The sequence below is a fragment of the Aquipuribacter sp. SD81 genome (assembly GCF_037153975.1).
Taxonomy (GTDB): domain Bacteria; phylum Actinomycetota; class Actinomycetes; order Actinomycetales; family JBBAYJ01; genus Aquipuribacter.
On the sequence record NZ_JBBAYJ010000036.1, the window covers coordinates 1 to 23,362 of the forward strand.

General features: G+C 77.3%; 20 protein-coding genes. 7 read left to right on the forward strand and 13 right to left on the reverse strand.

What is annotated here, in order from left to right; all coding sequences use genetic code 11:
• Both WAA21_RS16610 and WAA21_RS16615 read right to left on the reverse strand, forming a co-directional pair.
• The coding region (locus tag WAA21_RS16610; RefSeq protein WP_336923960.1) for a hypothetical protein at nucleotides 1-205 on the reverse strand (205 nt) is incomplete at its 3' end.
• 7 nt (nucleotides 206-212) lie between these two features.
• Nucleotides 213-425, reverse strand: a complete 213-nt coding sequence (locus tag WAA21_RS16615) for a hypothetical protein (protein ID WP_336923961.1) — start codon at nucleotides 423-425, stop codon at nucleotides 213-215.
• A 202-nt stretch (nucleotides 426-627) separates the two neighbouring features.
• Between WAA21_RS16615 and WAA21_RS16620 the strand changes: the two genes are divergently transcribed.
• Genes WAA21_RS16620 through purB form a run of 3 tightly spaced genes read left to right on the forward strand, consistent with a single transcriptional unit; the run spans nucleotide 628 to nucleotide 3,522 of the window.
• Nucleotides 628-1,194 (forward strand): low molecular weight protein-tyrosine-phosphatase, encoded by a 567-nt coding sequence (locus WAA21_RS16620; RefSeq protein ID WP_336923962.1) that lies wholly within the window; start codon nucleotides 628-630, stop codon nucleotides 1,192-1,194.
• Nucleotides 1,191-2,018 carry a fructosamine kinase family protein gene (locus WAA21_RS16625; protein ID WP_336923963.1) on the forward strand — a complete coding sequence of 276 codons (828 nt, stop codon included), beginning with the start codon at nucleotides 1,191-1,193 and terminating at the stop codon, nucleotides 2,016-2,018. The genes WAA21_RS16620 and WAA21_RS16625 overlap by 4 nt, the downstream gene beginning before the upstream one ends.
• Nucleotides 2,019-2,064: 46 nt before the next feature.
• Nucleotides 2,065-3,522, forward strand: a complete 1,458-nt coding sequence (purB, locus tag WAA21_RS16630) for an adenylosuccinate lyase (protein ID WP_336923964.1) — start codon at nucleotides 2,065-2,067, stop codon at nucleotides 3,520-3,522.
• A 24-nt stretch (nucleotides 3,523-3,546) separates the two neighbouring features.
• Here the strand turns inward: purB and cls are convergent, their stop codons facing one another.
• The 5 genes from cls to WAA21_RS16655 are packed head-to-tail and all read right to left on the reverse strand — an operon-like array spanning nucleotide 3,547 to nucleotide 9,216.
• Complete coding sequence (gene cls / locus WAA21_RS16635; protein ID WP_336923965.1) at nucleotides 3,547-5,076, reverse strand: cardiolipin synthase; 1,530 nt, start codon at nucleotides 5,074-5,076, stop codon at nucleotides 3,547-3,549.
• On the reverse strand, nucleotides 5,073-6,353 hold the full coding sequence (locus WAA21_RS16640; protein ID WP_336923966.1) for a lycopene cyclase family protein: 1,281 nt from the start codon (nucleotides 6,351-6,353) through the stop codon (nucleotides 5,073-5,075). Before WAA21_RS16640 ends, cls begins: the two co-directional genes overlap by 4 nt.
• A gap of 33 nt (nucleotides 6,354-6,386) precedes the next feature.
• Nucleotides 6,387-7,694, reverse strand: a complete 1,308-nt coding sequence (locus tag WAA21_RS16645) for a hemolysin family protein (protein ID WP_336923967.1) — start codon at nucleotides 7,692-7,694, stop codon at nucleotides 6,387-6,389.
• Nucleotides 7,691-8,785: a DMT family transporter gene (locus tag WAA21_RS16650; protein WP_336923968.1), complete on the reverse strand. Its 1,095-nt coding sequence runs from the start codon at nucleotides 8,783-8,785 to the stop codon at nucleotides 7,691-7,693. Before WAA21_RS16650 ends, WAA21_RS16645 begins: the two co-directional genes overlap by 4 nt.
• 20 nt (nucleotides 8,786-8,805) lie before the next feature.
• The gene (locus WAA21_RS16655; protein WP_336923969.1) at nucleotides 8,806-9,216 is read right to left on the reverse strand and encodes a TIGR03618 family F420-dependent PPOX class oxidoreductase; all 411 of its coding nucleotides are present in this window, start codon (nucleotides 9,214-9,216) and stop codon (nucleotides 8,806-8,808) included.
• 132 nt (nucleotides 9,217-9,348) lie between these two features.
• Here WAA21_RS16655 and hrpA point away from each other — a divergent pair, with 132 nt between their 5' ends.
• Nucleotides 9,349-13,419, forward strand: a complete 4,071-nt coding sequence (hrpA, locus tag WAA21_RS16660) for an ATP-dependent RNA helicase HrpA (protein WP_336923970.1) — start codon at nucleotides 9,349-9,351, stop codon at nucleotides 13,417-13,419.
• Nucleotides 13,420-13,431: 12 nt separating this feature from the next.
• Here the strand turns inward: hrpA and WAA21_RS16665 are convergent, their stop codons facing one another.
• Nucleotides 13,432-14,322 (reverse strand): ATP-binding protein, encoded by an 891-nt coding sequence (locus tag WAA21_RS16665; RefSeq protein ID WP_336923971.1) that lies wholly within the window; start codon nucleotides 14,320-14,322, stop codon nucleotides 13,432-13,434.
• Nucleotides 14,323-14,413: 91 nt separating this feature from the next.
• Here WAA21_RS16665 and WAA21_RS16670 point away from each other — a divergent pair, with 91 nt between their 5' ends.
• From WAA21_RS16670 to WAA21_RS16680, 3 genes are all read left to right on the forward strand, one after another.
• A complete protein-coding gene (locus tag WAA21_RS16670; protein ID WP_336923972.1) occupies nucleotides 14,414-15,217 on the forward strand; it encodes an SDR family NAD(P)-dependent oxidoreductase in 804 nt (267 codons plus the stop codon).
• A gap of 67 nt (nucleotides 15,218-15,284) precedes the next feature.
• Complete coding sequence (locus tag WAA21_RS16675; RefSeq protein ID WP_336923973.1) at nucleotides 15,285-16,409, forward strand: GTPase family protein; 1,125 nt, start codon at nucleotides 15,285-15,287, stop codon at nucleotides 16,407-16,409.
• 168 nt (nucleotides 16,410-16,577) lie between these two features.
• Nucleotides 16,578-18,113 (forward strand): GGDEF domain-containing protein, encoded by a 1,536-nt coding sequence (locus WAA21_RS16680; RefSeq protein WP_336923975.1) that lies wholly within the window; start codon nucleotides 16,578-16,580, stop codon nucleotides 18,111-18,113.
• Between the two features lie 7 nt (nucleotides 18,114-18,120).
• Here WAA21_RS16680 and WAA21_RS16685 read toward each other — a convergent pair whose 3' ends face one another.
• From WAA21_RS16685 to WAA21_RS16705, 5 genes are all read right to left on the reverse strand, one after another.
• Nucleotides 18,121-19,260 (reverse strand): phosphatase domain-containing protein, encoded by a 1,140-nt coding sequence (locus WAA21_RS16685; RefSeq protein WP_336923976.1) that lies wholly within the window; start codon nucleotides 19,258-19,260, stop codon nucleotides 18,121-18,123.
• Between the two features lie 46 nt (nucleotides 19,261-19,306).
• Nucleotides 19,307-19,768 (reverse strand): hypothetical protein, encoded by a 462-nt coding sequence (locus WAA21_RS16690; RefSeq protein ID WP_336923977.1) that lies wholly within the window; start codon nucleotides 19,766-19,768, stop codon nucleotides 19,307-19,309.
• Between the two features lie 110 nt (nucleotides 19,769-19,878).
• Complete coding sequence (locus WAA21_RS16695) at nucleotides 19,879-20,490, reverse strand: hypothetical protein (RefSeq protein ID WP_336923978.1); 612 nt, start codon at nucleotides 20,488-20,490, stop codon at nucleotides 19,879-19,881.
• Nucleotides 20,487-22,679: a hypothetical protein gene (locus WAA21_RS16700; protein ID WP_336923979.1), complete on the reverse strand. Its 2,193-nt coding sequence runs from the start codon at nucleotides 22,677-22,679 to the stop codon at nucleotides 20,487-20,489. Before WAA21_RS16700 ends, WAA21_RS16695 begins: the two co-directional genes overlap by 4 nt.
• A gap of 8 nt (nucleotides 22,680-22,687) precedes the next feature.
• Nucleotides 22,688-23,362, reverse strand: a 675-nt coding sequence (locus WAA21_RS16705) for a hypothetical protein (RefSeq protein ID WP_336923980.1), incomplete at its 5' end; no start/stop codon positions are given.

The window sequence follows — 23,362 nt, forward strand, 5'->3', positions numbered from 1 at the left end:
CCGGCCCGACCGGGCCTGCGAGACCACCGGTCACGACGGCCGCCGCGACCGCCCGGCCCGCCGCCTCGGCCGCCGTCCGGCTCGCGGCGCCGGCCGCGGCGACGCAGTCCGCGGCGCGGTCGGCGAGCGCACCCGCCATGCTCTCCAGCTCCTCCAGCTGCGCCGCGCTCCCCGTCGGCCCGCCGACGACGTGCAGTCCCGTCACGGCCGGCTCACGCCCTCACGGCGCGGCGCGCGCGGGCGAGCGCCTCGGCCGCCCGGTCCAGGTCGGCGACGGCCCGGAGCAGCCCGGTGGCACAGGCCTCGCTCGCCGGTCCCCGCCACGACGGGGGCTGCACGGCGCGCACGCGGCAGGCGAGGTCGACGGCGGTCGCCTCCAGCGCCGCCCACTCGGCCTCGAGTCCCGACCCCGTCAGGCCGGTCATCCGCTCGTCACCACCCGCTCGCCCGCCCGCTCCCCCGCACGGGCACACCCTCGTCCGCGGAGCCGGACGACCGCGGGCCGGAGCCGCGTGGCTGTGGACGCCGCCCCGTCCGGACGGCTGTGGACGCACCGGCGGGCCCGGCCGCGGCCGATCCGCCCCGAGGGGGTGCCGCGGCGCGGGCCCGCGGGGCAGGATGGCCGCCATGCCCCCGAGCCCGCTGAGCGTGTGCTTCGTGTGCTCGGGCAACATCTGCCGCTCGCCCATGGGCGAGCTCGTCCTCACGCACCTCGTCGACGGCGCGGGCCTGCACGGGGAGGTGGTGGTGACCTCGGCGGGGACCGGCGACTGGCACATCGGCGAGCGCGCCGACTCCCGCACCCTCACCGCCCTCGCCGCGCGCGGGTACGACGGGAGCGCCCACCGGGCGCGGCTGTTCGACCCGCAGTGGCTGCCCGGCCTCGACCTCGTCCTCGCGCTCGACCGCGGTCACCAGCGCACCCTGCGCTCGTGGACGGCCAACGAGCAGGACCGGCGGAAGGTGCGGCTGCTGCGCTCCTTCGACCCGGAGGTGGCGGACGTCGCCGACCAGGCGGCCCTCGGCGCCGACATCGGCCGCCGGCTCGACGTGCCCGACCCCTACTACTCCGACCTCGACGCCTTCGACCTCGTGCTGGACCAGGTCGAGCGGGCGTGCGAGGGGCTCCTCGTGCACCTGCAGGACCACCTCGCGCGACGCGGGACCGGGCCGGACGGGACGGTCGCCTCGTGAGCGGGGGCCCGGAGGCCGCGGCGGGCGGCGAGGGCGCCGGGGAGCTCCTGCGCCTGGCCGACGACCCCGACGTGTTCGTCAAGCGCCGGGTCGACGCGCCGCCCGGCTTCTTCGCCGTCGAGGCCGCGGGCCTGCGGTGGCTGCAGGTGCCCGGCGGCGTCCGGGTCGTCGAGCCGGTGTCGGTCGAGGCGGAGGCGCTGGTCCTGCCGCGCCTGCCCGAGGTCCTGCCGACGCCCGAGGCGGCCGACGACCTGGGCCGCCGCCTCGCCGTCACGCACGCCGCCGGCGCCCCGCAGCTCGGCAGCCCGCCGGCCGGGTGGGACGGTGACGGCTTCATCGGCCCGCTCGTGCTGCCGATGCGTCCCGGCACCGACTGGGCCCCCTGGTACGCCGAGCACCGGCTGCTGCCGTACCTGCGGCGCGCCCACGACACCGGGGCGGTGACGGCGGACGGCTCCGCCACCATCGGCCGGGTGCTCGACCGGCTCGTCGCCGACCCGGGCGTGGCCGGGGAGCCGGAGCCCCCCGCCCGGCTCCACGGCGACCTGTGGAACGGCAACGTGCTCTGGACGGCCGGCGGGGTCGTGCTCGTCGACCCGGCCGCGCACGGCGGCCACCGCGAGACCGACCTCGCGATGCTCGCGCTGTTCGACCTGCCCCACCTGCAGCGCGTGCTCGCCGCCTACGACGACGCCGCTCCGCTGCAGCCGGGCTGGCAGGACCGGGTCGGCCTGCACCAGCTGCACCCGCTGCTGGTGCACGCGGTGCTGTTCGGCGGCGGCTACGGCGCGCAGGCGGTGGAGGTCGCCGGGCGCTGGGCCTGAGGGACCGGGGACGGTCGCGTCCGCCGGGTGCGGGAGGATTGCCGCCGTGAGCGAGCAGCCGCCGTCCCGCACCGCCGTCCGCCTGGCCGCCGAGCTCGGCGACGTCACCCTCAGCCCGCTCGACGGGCGCTACCGCCCGGCGGTCGAGGGGCTGCTCGAGCACCTGTCGGAGCCCGCGCTCAACCGCGAGCGGCTCCGCATCGAGGTCGCGTGGCTGCTGCACCTCACCAAGCGGCAGGTGCTGCCGGGCGTGCGGCGGCTGCGCGACGAGGAGGTCCACCGCCTCCACGGCATCGCGGCCGCGTTCGACGCCGACACCGTCGCGGAGCTCAAGGACATCGAGCGCGTGACCGTGCACGACGTCAAGGCCGTCGAGTACCTGCTCAAGGACCGCCTGCGCGGCAGCTCCCTGGAGGACGTCGCCGAGGTCGTCCACTTCGCGTGCACGAGCGAGGACGTCAACAACCTCGCGTACGCCCGGCTCGTCCAGCGCGCGGTGCGCGAGGTCTGGCTGCCCGCGGCCGGGGGCGTCGTGGAGCAGCTCGGCGGGATGGCGCGGCAGTACCGGGCCGTGCCGATGCTCGCGCGCACCCACGGGCAGCCCGCGACGCCGACGACGATGGGCAAGGAGCTCGCCGTGCTCACCCACCGGCTGCAGCGGCAGCTCGAGCGGGTCCGGCACGCCGACTACCTCGGCAAGATCAACGGCGCGACGGGCACGTACGCCGCGCACGTCGCGGCCGTGCCGGACGCGGACTGGGAGGACGTGGCCCGCGACTTCGTCGAGGGGCTCGGGCTCACGTGGAACCCGCTCACCACGCAGATCGAGCCGCACGACTGGCAGGCGGAGCTGTACGCCGACGTCGCGCGCTTCAACCGGGTGCTGCACAACCTCTGCACCGACGTGTGGACCTACATCTCGCAGGGCTACTTCACGCAGGTGACGACGGCGGGCTCGATCGGCTCGAGCACGATGCCCCACAAGGTCAACCCCATCCGCTTCGAGAACGCCGAGGCCAACCTCGAGCTGTCGAACGCGCTGCTCGACAGCCTCCAGCAGACGCTCGTGACGAGCCGGCTGCAGCGCGACCTCACCGACTCCACGACGCAGCGGAACATCGGCGTCGCGCTCGGGCACGCCCTCGTCGCCCTCGACAACGTGGCGCGCGGTCTCGCGGGCCTCGACGTCGACACGGCCGTGCTCGACGCCGACCTCGAGGGGTCGTGGGAGGTGCTCGGGGAGGCCGTGCAGACCGTCATGCGCCTGCACGGGCTGCCGAACCCGTACGAGCGGCTCAAGGACCTCACCCGCGGGCAGCGCGTCGACGGCCCCGCGATGGCGGAGTTCGTGCGCGGCCTCGGCCTGCCCGCCGAGGCGGAGCAGCGGCTGCTCGCGCTGACCCCGCAGGGCTACACCGGCCTCGCCGACGCGCTCGTCGACCACCTCGAGCCGTCGTGGCACCCGGACGACGACGGCCTCGACGCCCTGGAGGCCGGCGACTGAGGACGGCGCCCGCGCCGGGGCCGCTCACTGCAGGGCCGAGGACAGCCGCGCGACGTTGTCGAACAGCTGCTCCCGGCCGGGGCGGCGCAGCCACTCGCCGAGGGTGAGCTCCCGGGAGACCGCGCGGTAGCCGTCCTCGACCCGGCGCAGGTCGTCGCAGAAGCCGCGCCCGTGCACGAGCAGGGTCGCCTCGAGGTCGAGGCTGAACGAGCGCATGTCGAGGTTCGAGGAGCCGACGACCGACACCTGGTCGTCGACCGTCATGTGCTTGGCGTGCAGCACGTACGGCGGCGGGTAGCGGTGGATGCGCACCCCGGAGCGCAGCAGCTGCTCGTAGTACGAGCGCTGCGCGTGGTGCACGACGAACTGGTCGCCCTCCTCGGGCACGAACAGCTCGACGTCGACCCCGCGCAGCGCGGCGGCGGTGACGGCGTACAGCAGCGACTCGTCCGGCACGAAGTAGGGGCTCGTGATGCTCACGCGCGAGCGGGCCGCGTACAGCAGCGAGTTGAACAGCCGCAGGTTGTTCTCGTGCTCGAACCCCGGTCCGCTCGGCACCACCTGGCAGCTGAGCGGGCCGTGCTCCTCCGCGAGCAGCTCGGCGTCCGTCGAGCTGCCGACCCCGCCGGGCAGCGCGTCCGGCGTCTCGACGTCGAGCAGCTCGTCGGTCTCGGAGAACCAGTCGGTGGCGAAGACCGCGTCGAGCTCCTGCACGACCGGGCCGCTCACGCGCACCATGAGGTCCTGCCACTGCAGCCCGCGGCGGAGGTTCGCCCGGCGGTTGTAGGAGCGGTCGACGAGGTTCTGCGAGCCCACCCAGCCGACGCGGCCGTCCACGACGACGACCTTGCGGTGGTTGCGCAGGTCGGGGCGCTGGTAGCGGCCGAACCACGGCTGCACCGGCAGCATGAGCCGCCACAGCACGCCCGCCTCCCGCAGCCGCCGCAGGGTCCTGCGGTAGCCGGGCGAGCGCCACGAGCCGACGTGGTCCAGCAGCACCCGCACCGTCACGCCGCGCGCGACGGCGGCGGCGAGGGCGTCGAAGAACGGCTCGGTCGTGCGGTCGAGGGCGAGGATGTAGAACTCGACGTGGACGAAGTCGCGCGCGGCGCCGACGTCGGCCGTCATGGCGCGGATCGTCGCGTCGTAGCCGGTCCAGATGCGGGCGTCGTTGCCGTGGAGCATGGGCATGGCGCCGATGCGCTGGTTGAGCCGCACGACCGGGTCGAGCCAGTCCGGCCCGGGCGCCCGCTCGAGGCCGATGCCGTGCTCGCGCGTGCGCTCGCTGATGAGCCGGTCGACGTTGCGCTGCTTGTCCCGTCGGACCTTGGGCAGGGCGGGGCTGCCGATGAGGAAGAACGCGAGCAGACCCGCGAAGGGCACGAGGACGATCGCGATGATCCACGCCGTCGCCGAGGACGGCCGGCGGTTCTTGGGCACGACGACGAGCATCGTGAGCACCGCGAACACCCCGAGGGCGAGCAGGCCCAGGCCCGCCAGGGTCAGCAGCACGTCGCCGGCGTCCCACCCGTCGCCGTCCGGCCCCGCGCTCACGCGCGGGTCCGCGCCGTCGGCACGGGCACCGCGGGCGCCTGCCCGGCGCGTGAGCGGCCGCGCACGCGGGCGAGGCCGTCCGCGGCGGCGGCACGGGTCATCGCGACGGCGGGGGCGCCGGACATGACGGCGACGTCCTCGGCGACGTGCGTCGCACCGTCGAGGAAGCGCAGCACCCGCGTCGCGGGCTGCCGGCGGAACAGGCGCACGAAGAACGCCGGTCCGTCGACGAGGCCGTCCTCCAGCGCGCGCAGCTGCACGGCGTCGAACCAGCGGTGCCGGCGCGGGTACGGCGCGGGCAGGTGCAGCGGGGCCGTGCCCGCGAGCGCCCCCCGCTCGAGGAGGTCGGTGACGGCGCGCGCGTCGCGCAGCATGGCGGAGAAGGTGTAGCCGGTGGACCCGCGGGTCGCGCCGCCCGCGGTGCCGAGCCGGAGCACCCGCGGCCCGGCGGAGCGGGCGAAGCGGGCGTCCGTCATGGGGATCGCCCCGGTCTCCACGTGCTCCGGCTGCACGCCGGCGGCGACCCCGAGCCGGTCGAGGTAGGCGCGCAGCGCCCGGTCGTACCCGGCGTCGTCGAGACGCGCCGGGGAGAACTCGGTGTACTCCGCGAGGGCCCGGCCGTCCGGCAGCGGCAGCACGTAGCCGAAGGACAGCCCGCGCTCCGGCTGCGGGGTGCGGAAGTCCATGAGCTCGGCGACGGCCGGGTCGAGCCCGGGCACGGCGCCGGCGGGCAGCGTCCAGCCGCGGAAGTGCTGCCACCAGAACACCGACCCCGGCCGGGCGGGCCGCACGGGCCGGGAGTCCAGGACGAGCCGCGCGCGGGCGGAGCCGCCCGGCCACGACACGTCGACGGTGCCGTCGGGGCGCTCGTCCAGCGCGGTGACCGCCGCGGTGACGTGCTCGACGGCCAGGCCCGGCGCGGTCGTGAGCCGCTGCTCGACGTGCTCGGCCAGGTCGGCGGAGCGCACGAGGCGGTAGCGCAGGGGGTCGAGGTCGAGCACGAGGTCGTGCCTGGCGTCGCGCACCCGCACGTGGCGCCACGCGGCGGCGACCACCGGCTCGAGCAGGGTGTCGGGCTCGCCCCACGAGCACCACGTGCGGTGCGCCGCCTCGGTGTCGTGCGGGTCGACGGGGTCGACGACGAGAACACGGAGCGGGCCGGGCAGCCGGCCGGCGTGGGCGGCGCCGGCGAGGGCGAGCAGCACGGTCCGGGCCGCCCCGCCACCGCCCGCCAGGAGCACGTCGACCCGCTGGGGGGGCGGGGCGGTGGGGGTCACGCGGTCAGTATCGCGGCGGGCGGCACCGGCCGCTCAGCCGTCCTCGACCGGGCGGGCGGGCCCGGTCGGGCGGACCCGCACCCGCTCGATGCGCCGGCCGTCCATGGCGACGACCTCGAGCTCGTGGGTGGGCGTGCTGACGCGGTCCCCGACGCGGGCGACGCGGCCGAGCTCGCGCAGCACGAAGCCCGCGACCGTCTCGAACCCCTGCGCGGGCACGACGAGGCCGGGCACGTGCTCGGGCACGTCGTCGACGTGGAGCAGGCCGTCGAGGTCGACGACGCCCTCCGGCAGCCCCGACGCCGGGCCGGGCGCCGGGTCGTACTCGTCGCGGATGTCGCCGAGCACCTCCTCGACGAGGTCCTCCAGCGTGACGATGCCGGCGTTGCCGCCGTACTCGTCGACGACGACGGCGAGGTGGACCGCGGCCCGGCGCATCGTGCTCATGGCCGCGAGCACCGGCAGGCTCTCGGGCAGGAAGGGCACCCGGCGGACCACGTCGCGCAGCGGGCGCCCGCCGCGGCCCGCCCGGACCGCGCCGTACAGGTCGCGGACGTGGACGAAGCCGAGGACGTCGTCGACCGTGTCCCCCACGACCGGGTAGCGCGAGTGCGGCCGGCCGGTCGCCTCGTCGAGCGCCGCGTCGACGGTCTGGTCGACGGCCAGGACGACGACCTCGGTGCGGGGCACGAGCACGTCGCGGACGGCCTTGTCGGCGAGCTCGAGCGCCTCGCTCACGATGCGGCGCTCGTCCGGGTCGAGCGCCTCGTGGTCGCGGACGAGCGAGCGCAGCTCCTCCTCGCCGATCTCCTCACGGCTCGCGGCGGGGTCGCCGCCGAGCAGCCGCACGACGCCGTCCGTCGCGCGACCGAGCAGCCAGATGACGGGCCGCAGCAGCCGGGCGACGAGGTCGAGCGGACCCGCGACGAGCAGGGACAGGCCCTCGGCCCGCTGCAGGGCGAGCCGCTTGGGGGCGAGCTCGCCGAGCACGAGCGAGGCCGCGGCGACCACGAGGGTGACGGCGACGAACGCCGTCGTGCCCGCCGCCGCCTCGCTGAGGCCGAGCTCCTCCAGCGACGGCGCGATCGCGGGGGCGATGGTCGCCGCGCCGAAGGAGGCGGAGAAGAAGCCGGTGACGGTGACGCCCACCTGCACCGCCGACAGGAACCGGTTCGGGTCGGCCGCGAGCCGGGCGACGCGCTCGCCGCGCGCACCGCGGCGGCGCAGGCCGTCGATCTGGCTGTCGCGCAGCGAGACGAGCGCGATCTCGCTGCCCGCGAAGACGCCGCCGACGAGGATGAAGGCGAGCACGAGGAGCGCGTCGGTGAGGACGCCGTTCACGGGGCGCGCCGGCGGGGGCGGCTCGCCGCGAGGGCGACCGCGGCGAAGATGACGACGGCCGCGACGAGCTCGACGGCGCCGGGGCGCCCGGCCGCGGTCGGGAACAGCTCGTCGAGGGCGATGGACCCGACGAGCTGTCCGGCGGTGTTGCCGAGCCCGAGCACGAGCACGCCGAGGGTCCGCACGAGCAGCGCCGCGAGCACGATGAAGCTGACCCCGATGGGGCCGGACAGGTACAGCCACCACTGCTCCGCCGGCGGCGGGAGCGCGGGCCGGGCGGTGCCGACGAGCACGAGGCGGGCGAGGACGAGCGTCGTGAGCCCGACGGTGAAGTTGACCACCCCGGCGACCCACGGCGAGCCGGCGTGCACGGCGACGTGCCCGTTCACGGCCTGCTGCGCGGCCGTCAGGGACCCGGCCACGAAGGCGAGCAGCAGCGCCCCCACCAGCGCGAGGACCGGGGCGCCGCCACCCTCGCCGAGGCCGCCCGACACGCTGAGGGTGACCCCGCCGACCGCCAGCAGCGCGCCGAGCACCCGCCGGGGCGTCCACGGCCGCACCCCGTTCGGCGACAGCCCGACCCGGTCGACGACCAGGCCCGCGACCGTGACGCCGGCGACGATGGTGACGGTGAAGACCGCGACGCCGAGGGCCGGGACGGCGACGCCCTGGCTCGTGACGAGGGTCGCGCCCCCCGCGCCGCCGAGCAGCTGCCACCAGCGCAGACGGCCGTGGCGCAGCGAGGAGCCCACGGCGCGCAGCCCACGCCGGCCGCGGGGGGTGAGGAGGGCGCCGGTCGTCACGACGGCGAGGCCGATGCCGAAGGACAGGATCGCGGTGTCGAGACCCGCGGCGACCCGCTCGCTCGCGAGGCCCGCCCAGCCCGGGGCGGCGACGGCCGGCGGCACCATCCGCGGGGAGAGCTCGCCGTTGACCCGCGACTGCGACGCGACCCCGATCCCGACGAGGACGGTCGACACCAGCGAGACGACGACGACCGCACGGTGCCGCAGCCGCTCGCGGGGGGTGAGGGCGCTGTCGTCGACCGGGCCGGGACGCGGACCGGGCGCAGCCGCCTCGGTACGTGCCACCCACCCAGGGTAGGTGCCGGTCAGTCCTGCTTCGCGCGGCCCCAGCCGTGCCAGCGCTCCACCTCGAGGTGGCACACGACGCGCGGCCGGTCACGGACGGCGTACTCGTTGCCGGTGTAGTGCCGTGCGAGCCGGTCGATGCCCTCGAGCCCGACGTCGTCGGTGATGGGGCCGACCCGGCCCTGGACGCTCACGTGCGTGTACCAGTCGTCGGCCGCGAGGACCGTCAACGAGACGCGGGGGTCGCGGCGCAGGTGCTCGATCCGGGCCCGCGCGGCGTCCAGGCCGAGCAGGACCCGGCCGTCGTCCTCCAGCAGGTACCAGGTGGCGACGGTCACGGGTCGGCCGTCCTTGCCGAGCGTCGCCATGACGGCGGGGTTCGGGCGGCGCAGCAGCTCGGTGACGTCGTCGGGCAGGGGCGGGACGGGCACGGGTCCTCCAGGTGGGTGGTGGCGGCGGGGCTCGGGCAGCCACAACGACACCACGGACGGGGCCCGTCGGCGCTGTGGCGCACGGCACGAGGTTGTCGGTGTCGTCGTGGCGCCGCCTACCCTGAGCGCGACATGTCCTCTCCCCCGACCGCCCGGCGCAGCCGCGGCCGGCGCCGCGAGCGGGAGCCCCTCGACAAGCGCCTGGCCCGCCAGGCCGACCGCCTCGAGGCCGCGCACGCGACGCTGCCGCCGCTGCGCTACCCCTCCGAGCTGCCGGTCGTGGGACGGCGCGAGGAGCTCGTCCGCCTCATCCGCGACCACCAGGTCGTCGTCGTCGCGGGCGCCACCGGCTCGGGCAAGACGACCCAGCTGCCGAAGCTCGCGCTGGAGGCCGGCCGCGGCCGGACCGGGATCATCGGGCACACGCAGCCGCGGCGCATCGCCGCCCGCAGCGTCGCCGAGCGCCTCGCGGAGGAGGTCGGCACCCCGCTCGGGGAGCACGTCGGCTACCAGGTCCGCTTCACCGACGACACCGGGCCGTCGACCCTGGTCAAGGTCATGACGGACGGCATCCTGCTCGCGGAGATCCAGCGCGACCCGATGCTGCGTCGCTACGACACGATCGTCGTGGACGAGGCGCACGAGCGGTCCCTCAACGTCGACGTCCTGCTCGGCTACCTGCACCGGCTGCTGCCGAGGCGGCCCGACCTCCACCTCGTCATCACCTCGGCGACGATCGACCCGCAGAAGTTCGCCGACCACTTCGGCGGCGCGCCGGTCGTCGAGGTGTCGGGCCGCACGTACCCCGTCGAGATCCGCTACCGGCCGTACTCCGGCGACGAGGCCGACCCGGCCGACGACCGGGACGAGCCGCAGGCGGTCGTCGACGCCGTCACCGAGCTGCTCACCGAGGGCGACGGCGACGTCCTCGTGTTCTGCTCCGGCGAGCGGGAGATCCGCGAGGCCGTCGACGCCCTGCGCGCGCAGCTCGCCGGCTCGGTGGTCGGCCTGGAGGTGCTGCCGCTGTACGCGCGGCTGTCCGCCGCCGACCAGCACCGCATCTTCGCGCCGCACGCCGGCACCCGCGTCGTCGTCAGCACGAACGTCGCCGAGACCTCGCTCACCGTGCCCGGCATCCGCTACGTCGTCGACACCGGGCTCGCCCGGATCAGCCGCTACTCGGTGCGCACCAAGGTGCAGCGCCTGCCCGTCGAGCCGATCAGCCAGGCGAGCGCGACGCAGCGCGCCGGCCGCTCCGGCCGTCTCGCGCCCGGCGTCGCGATCCGCCTGTACGGCGAGGCCGACCACGACGCGCGCCCGGAGTTCACCGAGCCGGAGGTGCGGCGCACCAACCTCGCGAGCGTCCTGCTGCAGCTGACGAGCCTCGGCATCGACGACGTCGAGGAGCTCGACTGGCTCGACCCGCCCGACCCGCGGCAGGTCAAGGACGGCCTCGCGCTGCTCGAGGAGCTCGGAGCGGTCCGCGAGGAGCTCGAGCAGGACGACGACGGGCGCGTCACCCGCCACCGGCGCCTCACCGACACCGGCCGCACGCTCGCCCGCCTGCCCATCGACCCCCGGCTCGGCCGGATGCTGCTGGAGGCGGACCGCACCGGCTGCCTCGACGAGGTCCGCGCGCTCGTGGCCGGCCTGTCGGTCGTCGACCCGCGCCAGCGGCCCGGTCCCGACAGCCCGGACGAGGCCCGCGCGGAGCTCGCCCACCGCCGCTTCCGCGTCGAGCACTCGGACCTGCTCACACTGCTCGCGCTGTGGCGCTACCTGCGCGCCCGCCGCGAGGAGCTGAGCAGCTCGGCGTTCCGCCGCCTGTGCGTGGCCGAGCACCTGCACCACCTGCGGGTGCGGGAGTGGTTCGACCTCGACGCCCAGCTGCGGCAGGTCTGCAAGGAGGCCGGGATGCGCGCGTCCTCGGCCGTCCGTCCCGGCGACGAGCCCGCGCCGGGCGCCGACGCGCGCGACTTCGCCGCGTTCGAGGCGGGGACCGCCGAGACCGTGCACCGGGCGCTGCTGCCGGGCCTGCTGTCGCACGTGGGCTTCCGCGAGGGCGACGCCACCGAGTACCTCGGCGCGCGCGGCACGCGGTTCTCCATCGGGTCCGGGTCGGTGCTGCCGCGCCCGCGACCGCCGCAGCGCAAGCCGGGCCAGGCGCCGCAGCCGGGTCGGCGCAAGGACACCGCGCCCCGGTGGGTCATGGCGACGGAGCTCGTGGAGACCGCGCGGCTGTACGCGCGCGGCGTCGCCGCGATCGACCCCGCGTGGGTCGAGCCGGTCGCGCAGCACCTCGTGCGGCGCACCTACTCCGAGCCGCGCTGGAACGCGAAGCGGGGCCAGGTCGAGGCGACGGAGAAGGTGACGCTGTACGGCATCCCGCTGGTGGCGGCCCGCACCGTCGGCTTCGCCCGGGTCGACCCGGCGCTGAGCCGCGAGCTCTTCCTGCGGCACGCGCTCGTCGAGGGCGACGTCGACGAGCGCTGGGCCGGGCGGCAGCGCTTCCTCGCCGACAACGCCGCGGTCCTGGCACAGGTGCGGGACATCGAGGAGCGCACCCGGCGTCGCGACGTCGTCGTCGACGACACCGCCGTGCTCGCCTTCTACGACGCCCGCGTCCCCGCGGACGTCGTGTCGGCGCGGCACTTCGACGCGTGGTGGAAGGACGCCCGCCGCGAGCGGCCCGACCTGCTCACCATGACCCGCGACGACGTGCTCGCCGGGGCCGACCTCGGTGGGCCGGTCGTCGAGCAGTTCCCGGACCACCTCGACGTGCCGCTGCGCGACGGGCGGGGCGCCCCGGGCGCGACGGTGGCGCTGCCGCTGGCGTACCGCTTCGAGCCGGGCGCACCGGACGACGGCGTGACCGCGACCGTGCCCGTCGAGGTGCTCGCCGCCGTCGACGCCGACGCGCTCGGCTGGCTCGTGCCCGGCCTGCGCGAGGAGCTCCTCACGGGCCTCGTCCGCTCGCTGCCCAAGGCGCTGCGCCGGTCCTTCGCGCCCGCGCCGGACCACGCGGCGGCTGTCCTCGCCCGGGTCTCGCCCGACGGCGCCGCCCCGCGCGGGGCCGTGACCGACGTCGTGGCCCGCGCCCTCACCGACCTCGGCGGTCCCGTCGTGCGGGCGGGCGACCTGGACCCGTCGGCCCTGCCGCCGCACCTGCTGCCGCGCGTCCGCGTCGTCGACGCGGGCGGCCGGGTGCTCGCGGAGGGCGCCGGCACGCCCGAGGGGGTCGCCGACCTGCGGCGACGGCTCGCGGGCCGGGTGCAGAACCAGCTCGCCGAGGCCACGCGGGCCCTGGAGCGCCGTGGTCTCACCGCCGTGCCGGACGGCCCGCCGCTGCCGGACGTCGTCGAGCGCGAGCTCGCCGGGCACGCGGTCCGCGGCTGGCCGGCGTGGGTGGACGAGGGCGCGACGCTCGGGGTGCGTGTGCTCGCGTCGCGCGCGGACGCGGTCGCGGCCCACGACCGCGGTGTCCGGCGCGCGGTGCTGCTCGGCGTCGCGCCGCCCGTCAAGGCGGTCGTCGGCGGGCTCGACCTCACGGCGCGGCTGTCGCTGTCGTGGACGCCGTACCCCTCGGTGCCGGACCTGCTCGCCGACTGCGTGGTCGCCGCGACGACGTCGCTGCTGCGCCGCGAGCTGCCGGACGGCACGTGGCCCGTGCGCGACGCCGCGGCCGTCGCCCCCCTGCGCGAGGCGGTCCGGACGGCGCTGCCCGACGCCCTCGCCGACGTCGTGCGGACCGTGGCACGGGTGCAGAGCACGTGGCAGTCGGTCCGCGACCGTCTCGAGGGGCTCGCGCGCCGGTCCGGACCGGCCGGGCTGACCGAGACCGTCGTGGACGTGCGCGGGCAGCTGGCGTGGCTCGTGCCGGCCGGCTACGTGCGCGTCGTGGGTGCCGACCGGCTGCCGCACGTGCTGCGCTACCTGGCGGCGGTCGAGCGCCGCCTGGACGCCGCCGAGCGCGACCCCGCCCGGGACCTGCAGCTGCTCGACCGGGTGCTGCCGGCCTACGACGCCTACCTCGACGTGGTCGAGACGCTGCCGGACCCGGCTGCGGTGCCCGCGGACCTGCTCGAGGTCCGCTGGATGGTCGAGGAGCTGCGGGTGCAGGTGTTCGCGCAGCAGCTCGGCACGCCCCAGCCCGTCAGCGAGAAGCGCATCCGCACCGCCCTGGCCCGCTGGGAGCGACCGTGAGGGGCGCCGGGCTCAGCGCCCGCGGGCCGCGGCTATCAGCCGCGTGAGGTAGTCGCGGCGGACCGCGACCACCTCGTCGTCCGGCGGCTCGCTCAGCAGCACACCCCGCACGGCCCAGCCGTCGGCGCGCTCGAGCACGTCGAGGTAGTCGTCGAGCACGGCCAGCGTGCGCTCGTCGAGGACCAGGCGCAGGTCGAACTCCGCCGCGCCGCCGCGGACGGCGGCGAGCACCTGGTCGCGGATCTGCTTGCGGCCCGCGGCGAAGGTCGAGAGCACCTCACGGGCCGACCGCGCGAGCTCGGCGACCGCCTCCGGCGTCCCCTGCAGCGCCTCCGGACCGGCCATCGCCACCAGCGTGAGCTCGCGCACGACGTCGTCGTTGTGGGTCTTGACCGCGAGCATCGCCGCGGTGGGCAGGCCGGGCACGACGAGCGGCGTCCCGCCCACCGGCTCCTCGGTGCCGCCGTCGTCCGCCCACCGGCCGAGGAGGGCCTCCAGGTCCGGCTCCTCCTCCTCGCCCGCACCGGCCGCCGGCCGCGCCGGGACCCTCGCCCACACGACCTTCCCGTCCTCGCGCGGCTCCGCGCCCCACTCCGAGGCGACCGCCGCCACCATCATGAGGCCCCGGCCGGACATCGCCTCGACGTCGGTGAGCCCCGAGGACGGCAGCACCGGCGAGCGGTCGACCACCCCGACGCAGACCTGCTCGCCGTCGCTGTGGAGCACGACCCGCATCGGCGTGCTGGCGTGGAAGACGGCGTTCTGCACGAGCTCGGTGAGGACCAGCTCGACGGTGTCCGCGGCGTCGCGGCCCAGCGGGTCCAGGAGCAGCTCGCTCGCCCAGCGCCGCGCCGTCCCGGCGGCAGCCGGCTCCGGCAGCAGGTCGAGCGTCGCGTCGAGCACGTCCGCACCGTATCGAGGCCGCGCGTCGGACGCGCCCGGTCGCGGCCCGCTCCGGACGAGTGCCCGCCGCAGGGCTGGGTACTGCGTGCTCATGACCGACGCCGCACTGTCCCGCCCGCTCGCCCTCGTCACCGGTGCCTCCAGCGGCATCGGGCTGGAGGTCGCCAAGCAGCTCGCCGCCCGCGGCTTCGACCTCGTGGTCGCGGCCGAGGACTCCGCCGGGCTCGAGCTCGTCACCGAGGGGATCTCCTCCGCCGGCACCGCCGTCCACGCCGTGCCCGCCGACCTGCGGGACGCCGCGGAGGTCGAGCGGCTGTGGTCGAGCGTCGAGGGGCTCGGCCGGCCGCTCGCCGTGGCGGTGCTGAACGCCGGCGTCGGTGCCGGCGGCGCCTTCGTCGACAACGACCTCGAGCGCGAGCAGGCCGTCATCGACCTCAACGTCTCCTCGACGGTCCGCCTCGCCAAGCACGTGGTCCGCGACATGGCCGGGCGCGGCACCGGCCGGATCATGCTCCTGTCGTCCGTCGCGGCGACCATGCCCGGACCGTTCCAGGCCGTCTACAACGCCTCGAAGGCGTTCACGCACTCCTTCGGCGAGGCCCTGCAGGAGGAGCTGGTCGACACCGACGTCACCGTCACGCTGCTCGTCCCCGGCCCCACCGACACCGAGTTCTTCGACCGGGCGGGCCTGGAGGACACGGCGGTCGGCGACAGCGACAGCAAGGACGACCCGGAGGACGTCGCCCGGCGTGGCGTCGAGGGCCTGCTCGACGGCGAGAAGGTCGTCGCCGGCACGCCGAAGGTGGGCCTGCAGGCCTTCGCCAACCGGTTCCTGCCGGAGAAGGCGAAGCAGAAGGCGCACCGGGCGATGTCCGAGCCGGGCAGCGCCGACTGAGAGGAGCCGTCCCTGGCCGTCCGCCACCGGGACGCCGGCCGTGGTCCGCCGTGGCACGCTGGCGCGCATGACCCCAGGGGACGACGGCTTCCGCGCCGCCTTCGCCTCCGAGGCGGCGTCGCTCGGCCGCATCACGATCCTCGTCCTGGGCCGCACCGGCGTCGGCAAGAGCACGCTCGTCAACGCCGTGTTCGGGGAGTCCCTCGCCGAGACCGGCATCGGCCGGCCCGTCACGCGGGCGAGCCACCTGTACACCCGGGAGGGCGTCGCGGTCGGCGTCGTCGACACGAAGGGCCTGGAGCTCGGCTCCGACACCGAGACCCTCGTCACCGAGCTGCGCGACCTCGTCGCGCACTCGCGCACGCGCCCGGAGGAGGAGCGCATCCACGTCGCGTGGTTCTGCGTGCAGGCGGCCGACCTGCGCGTGCAGGACAGCGAGCGCGAGGTGCTGCAGGTGCTCGCCGAGCTGGGCGTGCCGACGGTCCTCGTCATGACCCGGGTGGGCCGCGTCGACGGGCGCAGCCACCCCGACGTCGTCGCGTTCGCCGAGGCGATCAGGGCGATGGACCTGCCCGTGGTCGACGGTCGCGCGCACCCGGTCATGGCGCAGCCCGACCCCTTCTCCGGCTTCGCCGAGCACGGGCTGACCGAGCTGCTGGAGGTGACGCGCCGCGTCGCCCCCGAGGGGGTGCGGGCCGCCCTCGTCGCGGCGCAGCGGGTCGACGCGGACGCGAAGGCGAAGGAGGCGGGAAAAGCCGTCGCCGCCGCGGCCGCCCAGGCCGCAGCCGTGGCGGCGACCCCGATCCCCTTCGCTGACGCAGCCGTGCTCGTGCCCATCCAGCTGCGGATGATGAGCCGCATCGCGCTGCTGCACAACGTGCCGATGGACCGGGCGACGCTGCTCGCGCTCGCCAGCGTCGCCGCGACCACCGGTGCCGGGCGGTCGATCGCGACGGGTCTGCTCAAGCTCGTCCCCGGGGCCGGCACGGTGACCGGCGGCGCGGTCGGCGCCACGGTCGCCTCCGGCGTCACCATGGCGATGGGCGCGGCCTGGATCCAGGTGTGCCGCCGCCACGGCACCGACGGGCTCGTCGACTCCGTCGCCTTCGACGCCGCGAAGGTGCGCGGCGAGTTCCTCGAGGAGCTGCGCAGGGCCCTGCCGGGCGGCGCACGGCGGGGCCGCGCCGGCTGAGCCGGCACCCGGGGCTTCCCTCGGCGCCCCGCCGCCGTCATGATGCCCTGGGCCCGGCAGGACCCCCGTGCCACCCTCGCGTGGTCCGTCTGCCGGACAGGGGCTCAGGTCCGGGCCCGACCGCGCCGATGGGACGGCGTCGGGGGGGTGCGGACGTAGGAGGTGCGGGTGCTGGCCGACCTGCTGCTCCAGCCTGTCCTCGCGCAGGTGCCGCTGCTCGCCCTCGTCGTGCTCGCGGCCCCCCTGACGGCGCTGCTCAGCCGTCACCCGCTGCGGCTCGTGGGCTTCGGCGGCGCGATGGTGTTCAGCCTCGACAGCGCGGTCCTCGCCCTCGTGCTGTGGACGGTGCTGTGGACCGCCCCCGCCGGGTCGCTGGCCGGCGGCGGGGCCGCCGTCGCGGGCCTCGTCACGCTCGTGCCGTGGCTGCTCGGCTACCTCGTGGCGGAGCTCCTCGCGCGCGAGCGCCGGCTCGCCGTCCGCGCGTACAACGTGCTGCTGTCCGCGCTCGCGGGCGTCCTGTTCGTCGCGGTCGCCCTGGCGGTGCGCGGCGTGGTCGCCGAGTCGATGGGCTCCAACCCGTTCACCCGGGTCGTCGGCGTGTGGGACGTCGTGGCGGTCCTCGCCTCCAGCGCCGCCTACGTGGGTACCGACCTGCTCCTCAGCGCCCTGTGGGTGTCACGCGTCGAGGGGTCGCGGCTCCGCGAGACCCTCGCCGACGCGGCCGGGCTCGTCGCGGGCGGCTCGGTGCTCGCGGTCAACGCGACCGCCGTCCTCGCCGCGATGCTTCTCACCAGCAGCAGCCCGTGGTCGCTGCTGCTGCTCGCCCCGGTGGCGGTCGCGCTGCTGTTCGCGAGCCGCACGAGCACCCTCGCCCTCACCGAGCGGGGCCGCGCCCACGCGATGTACGCGGCCGCCGACGCCGTGCAGCGGGCGGGCACGGCGGCGGAGGTCACCGAGGCCGTCCGGGCCGCGGCCGAGGAGGCGACCGCCGCCCCCGCCGTCGTGCAGGGCCGCCCCCCCGGTGCGGGGCAGGTGGGGGCCACCTTCGCCGGCCGTGACGGCGAGCGCTGGCTCGTGGTCGGCCCGCGGGCCAACCGGCACGCATTCGTGCCCGCCGACGAGACGGTCGTGGCGACGCTCGCAGCCCTGTGCGAGCAGTCCCTCGCCCGGCTCGCGATCGCCGACGACGTCCGGTGGCTCGCGACGCACGACACCCTCACGCACCTGCTCAACCGCGGCGCGTGGCTCGCGGTCGCCGCTGAGCGGGCGGGACCGGCCTCCGCGGTCCTGTTCTGCGACGTGGACCGCTTCAAGGCCGTCAACGACACCTACGGGCACCAGGCGGGCGACCAGGTGCTCGTCGGCCTGGCGCGGGCGCTGACGGACGTGGTCGGCGACGAGGGCGTCGTCGGGCGCCTCGGCGGGGACGAGCTCGTCGTGCTGCTGCCCGAGACCACCCCGGACCGGCTCGAGGCGTGCGCGTCGGCGGTCGCGGAGGCCGCCCGCGGTCCGCTGGCCGCGTACGGCGAGGACCTGGGCCTCGGCCTCAGCATCGGCGTGGCCACCGTGCCCGAGCTCGGCGCGGAGGTGGACGGCGGCGTCTCCAGGTCGCGGGAGGCGCTCGCGGAGGCGCTGCTCGACCGCGCCGACGGGCGCATGTACGGGCAGAAGCGCGGCCGCAGCGTGCTGCGCCCGAGCGGCTGAGCGCACCTCAGGCCGGGTCGGCGTCCCCGACCGCCCACGGGCGCGGGCCGAGGACCGCGTCGAGCGCGGTGAGCAGGGCCCGACCGTCCGGCCCCGTCACGACCGGGACGCCCGCCACGCGGCGCGCGACGGCCGCAGCGTCACGGTCCGGCACCACCTGCCGGACGGCGACCGCCGCGACGCGGTCCGGGTGCTCCCGCGCGAGGTCGCCGTAGAGGACGGGGTCGTGCTCGCCGTCGTCACCCACGAGCAGCCAGCGGGTGCGGGGCAGCTCCTCGAGCAGGCGGCGCAGCGCGCCGGCCTTGTGCTCCCGGCCGCTGCGGAACCACGCGTCCGGCCGGAACCCCCACTCGGTCATGAGCAGCGGACCGGGCGGGAAGCCGTGCCGCTCGAGGAAGCGGGCGACCGGCCCGGCGAGGTTCCACGGCCCGTTGCTCAGGTAGACCACCGCGGGGTGCTCCTGCCCGGCGACGGCCGCGCGCAGGAGGTCCGCCATGCCGGGCACCGCCTCGCGGCCGGTGGACCCGCGCGCGAAGGTCCGCCAGGCCGCCCGCAGGGGGTGGCGCAGCCCGGTGACCCACGCCGTGTCGTCGATGTCGCACACGACACCGAGACCGCCGTCCAGCGCCGCGTGCACCACCTCCGCCACGGGCGGGCGGTCGCCGACCCGCAGCAGCGCCTGGGCCCGCCCGGGCCGGACGTCGTGGGTGACCGTCGCGTCGACGAGTCCCCCGGTGCCGCTCACGAGCCTGTGGCGGCTCGGGTCGTCGCTGTCCTGGCTGCGGAGGGTGACGTCGATCGGGACACCGGGCTGCTCGAGCGTGAGCAGCCGGCGCCACCCCGCCACGCCGGTCACCTCGTTGGGCACGACCCCGGGCGCGACGAGCAGCACGCGCGCGAGCACCCGGACCCGACCGGCGGCCGCGTAGCCGGCGTAGCTGTGCACCGCGGGGGTCCAGCCGCGGCGGCGCGCGAGGGCGGACAGCAGGGCCGTCACCCGCCGCTCGAGGCGGAACGCGCCCCGCTGCGCCCGCTCCCCGAGGGCACCGAGCCACCCACGACCCTCCTCACCGCCCGGCGGGCGCTGCGCGGGGGCGTCCGAAGGACCGGCAGCCGGACCGGGGTCGGCGGGCGGGACGCTGCTCACGCCGACACCCTCCCGCAGCGGGGCCGGGGCCGCGAACGGCGAGGCCTCAGGCCGGGTCGTGCCAGCGGGCGGAGGCGACGACGGCGTCGAAGAGCGGCAGCACGCCGTCGCGGAGCGCGACGAGCGGGGTGGAGAACGCGAGCACGCCGACGTGCGGCCCGTCCTCGCGGCGCAGCCAGTAGTCGGCCGCGAGGCTCGGGGTACCGGGCTCGGTGAGCGCGGAGTCGACCGCGACCTCGCGCACCCGTCGGACGACGTGGCCGCCGGGCACACGGGCGCTGTCGCGCTCGTCGCCGTCCTCGACGGGGAGCTCGAGGCGCGCGGCCGCGGCGGGCGTGCCGACGTCGACGACGGTGACGACGAGGGACGCCGGCAGCGGCAGCCCCTGAGGGGTGCGCATGAGCGACAGCACGAGCTGCTGCGCGCCCGCGACCGCCGCCCGGTCCGAGGCGCCTCGGAGCTCCTCGACGAGCAGCCGGCGCAGCGCGACGGCCTCGTCGCCGGGCACGGAGCGCGAGGCTAGCTCGTCGACGGCACGGTGCCGCTCGGCCTGCGGGTGCAGGGGCAGCCGGTGCCAGCCCCGCGGCAGGACGACCGACAGCCGCGGCGGCCGCGGCGTCACCCGTCCGTCACGAGGTGGACCTCGAGGTGCAGCAGGAGCGCCACCGCACCCTCCCGGAACGGCTCGCTGAGGGCGAGGTACGGGGTGGAGAAGGCGAGCCGGAGCAGGTCGTCGCTGCCGTGGGGGCGCCCGAGGTAGGTGAGGCGCTCCTCGAGCGGCGCGCCGTCGGCCGAGGCGACCTCGTGGGCCATCACCACCTCGCCCCAGGGCACGTCGTCGAGGACGTGCACGGTGCGCCACTGCCGGGACGAGCCGGGGGCGGGCGGCTCGTCGGCGACGGCCGCGACGAGGTCCTCCCACGCCGGCACGCCGCCGGCCTCGGGCAGGAGGAGCTCGACGACCCCCGCGCCGGCGACGGCCGGCGCCGCATCGGCGGGCAGCCAGACCGCGAGGGCCTGCGCCGTCCGCGCGGCGACCTCGCGCTGCACGGCGGCGAGCTGCGCGAGGTCGACCTCGCCGGCCTCGGGCGCGTCCGGGCGCTGCTCGCGCACCACCTGCAGCAGGACCGCCTCGGCGGAGTCCTCGGGCAGCGGCTCGACGGGCAGCTGCAGCCAGTCGTCGGGGCCGACGAGGGTGAAGCCGTCGACGAGGAGCCGCGGAGCGCTCACCGGACCTCCTGCTGCCTCGGCGCGGACTGCTCGCCCGCGCGGCCGTCACCCCGGTCGAGGGTGTCCCCCGCGAGGTGCACGACGACCACGCCGGCCGCCGCGAGCACGAGCGTGCCCGATGCCGTCACGAGCCACGCGAGCGACCCCCCGACGGGCGCCACCACCGCGACCAGTCCGACGGCGGCGACGGGCGCGACGGTGAGCGCGGCCGTCGCGACCCGTCCCGCGAGCCGCCCGGCCGCCCGCGCACCGGCCCGGCCCGGACGGTGCCCAGCGCGCGACGGGCCCGGGACCGGCGCCGCGACGTGCTCGTGCCCCGGCGCCGCGGGCACCGGGTAGGGCGTGCCGCCGTCGGGCGCCTCGCGCAGCCCGCACCCGACCAGCGCGTCGGCGGCGGCGCGGACGGCGGCGGGGTCCGGGAACCAGCGGCTCCCGTCGAGGACGAGGAGCACCTCCCCGGCCCGGCCCGTGACGAGGAGGTCCCCGCGCTCCCCGGGCGGGGGCACGGGCAGGACCACGTGCTGCGCCGCCCCCGGCCCGGTCCGCACGCCCGCGAGCGGGCCGTACGCCGCGTCGACCTCGGCGAGGCCCCCCGGTACGCGGAGCAGGACCTCCCGTGGGCCCCACGCGCCGCCGGGCCTCGCCACCGCCAGCAGTCCGGGGTAACCGAGGAGCCGACGCCGCCGCCGCTCCTGGCCCAGCACGGGCACGACCAGCAGGACGGCCAGGGCTCCGCAGGCGAGCACCACCAGGGCCGCGCCGAGCGCCGGCACGGACGACGGCACCGCCGGCGACACCGCGCGGTCGGCGAGCACGAGCCCGACCGCGCCCACCACCGCAGGCGCGAGCAGCCACACCGGGCCCGGGCCCACGGGCCGGGTGAGGTGGGTCGGCAGCGCCTCCGGCCCCAGCACCGCGGGGTCGTCGACCTCCCGCGGGAACGGGTCGGCCACGTCGCCCGGACCTCCGGCACCCTCCGGGTCCGGTGCGGTGGTCCGCGACCGGAGCAGGTCCTCGACGCGGAGCACCGTCACCACGACGAGGGAGACGAGCACGAGCACCGCCGCGGCGACCGTGAGCCACGGCAGCGGCGAGCGGTCGAGCCGCAGCAGCGGCACGAGCGCGGTGAGGGCGTACACCGGGGCGAGCAGCGGCACGACGACCCGCAGGTGCCGGGCGTCCGGGACGGCCCCCACGACGGGCGCGGCCGGGTCGGGCAGCGGGTCGCGCAGCGGCACGTCGAGCTCCCGCGCGAGCCGGGACGCGGCGGCGCGGGCGTCCTCGGGGCCGCGCCACCACGGGTCGACGGGCAGCACCGCGAGGGTCCCCCCGACGGTGTCACCGACGACGACGGCGCCACCGCCGGGCTGCGCGGGGTCCACCCGCGCGGCCACGCAGCCGACCCGCTGCGGCCCGACGAGCGGCAGCCGCAGGTGCAGGGCGTCGGCCGTCCCGACGACGAGCCGGTCGCCGTCGCGCACGAGCCGGACGCGCCTCCCGGCGCTCGGGCGGAAGGGCCCCCGGGCCACCAGCGCCCCCCGCGGCCGGCGCCCCGGGCGGACGGGCGAGAACGTCGTCCACGTCCACGCGAGCTGCAGGCCGCAGACCAGCACCCAGCCGACGTGCGCCCCGGTCACGTACGCGTCGACGGCCGCCGGGGACACGACCGTGCGCAGCACGCGCGCGGTGCCCGCCAGCAGGATCGCCAGGGCGGGCGACAGCGACCCCAGGGCCGTGAGGACCGCGAGCCACGAGAGGCGCGGCACCGGCCAGTCCGCGCGCGGGTCCGCCACGCGGGTCGCGGCGCCGTCGGGCGGACCGGTGCGGGGCAGCGCGAGGACGTCGAGGGCCGCGCGGAGGTGGCGCCGGCCCCAGTCCCGTCCGGCGAGCGCGAGCACGGCGGTGCCGCGGGAGACGAGCACCGCGGTGTCGTCGTCCTCGTCCCACCAGACCGCGTCGACCGGCTCGGTCCCCCCGGTGCCCTCGCCTCCCCCTGCTCCCCCTGCTCCCCCTGTTCCCTCGCTCCGGCCGGGCGTGCGCCACGTGCGCACCCCCGACGGCCCGTGCAGGCGGACGAGGCCCGGCGCCACGTCGAGCGCGACGCTCGCCGCCTCGCGGGCGGTCAGCGGCACGAGCGGGTACAGGCGCACCGCCCCGCCGGGACGGGGGAGGTCGGGCTCGACCGGCACCGGGGGCCTCACGGCTCCGCGGGCAGCCGCAACCGCTCCACGGGGTCGTCGGTGGGCAGGAAGAGCTCGACGACCTCGCTCGTGTCGAGGCCCACCTGCGTGCCGAAGGCGGTGGCCGACACCCCGGTGAGCACCCCGGCCCTCACGAGGTGCGGCCGCACGTCGCTCGAGGCGCGCAGGCCGGGGTGGGCGGCCCGGACGTCGGAGACGAGGCCGCCCAGGTCGCCGATGTCGTCGCCGAGGCCGAGGCTCCGCCGCCACGCGGCGAGGTCGGCGGCCTGGGCGGGCGAGCCGGGCCGCAGGGCCCGCAGCGCGTCGCCGGCCCCGTCCCGGACGGCGCGCAGCTGCCCAGGGAACGCCCTGACGTCGGCCAGGGCGCTCCGGAACGGGGCCACCGGCTGCACGTTCCCGGCCCGTCGGGACGCGCTGAGGGCGGCCCGGGCCTGGTTGCGGGACAGCCCCGCGACGGCCGGTCGGCCGGTGAGCGCGCCGATGGTCGTGCGGGCGCTCGCGGAGGCGGGCAGCCCCGCGGCGGCGCGGCTCGACACCGACGTCGCGGCGATGCGGCCCGCGCCGCGGCGCATGGCCGCCGGGACGGGCGCGCGCGCGGCCCGGGCCGGCGCGACCACGGCCCGACCGTCCCCGTACGTGGCGACCGCCAGGGCGCTCAGGACGGCCTCGGC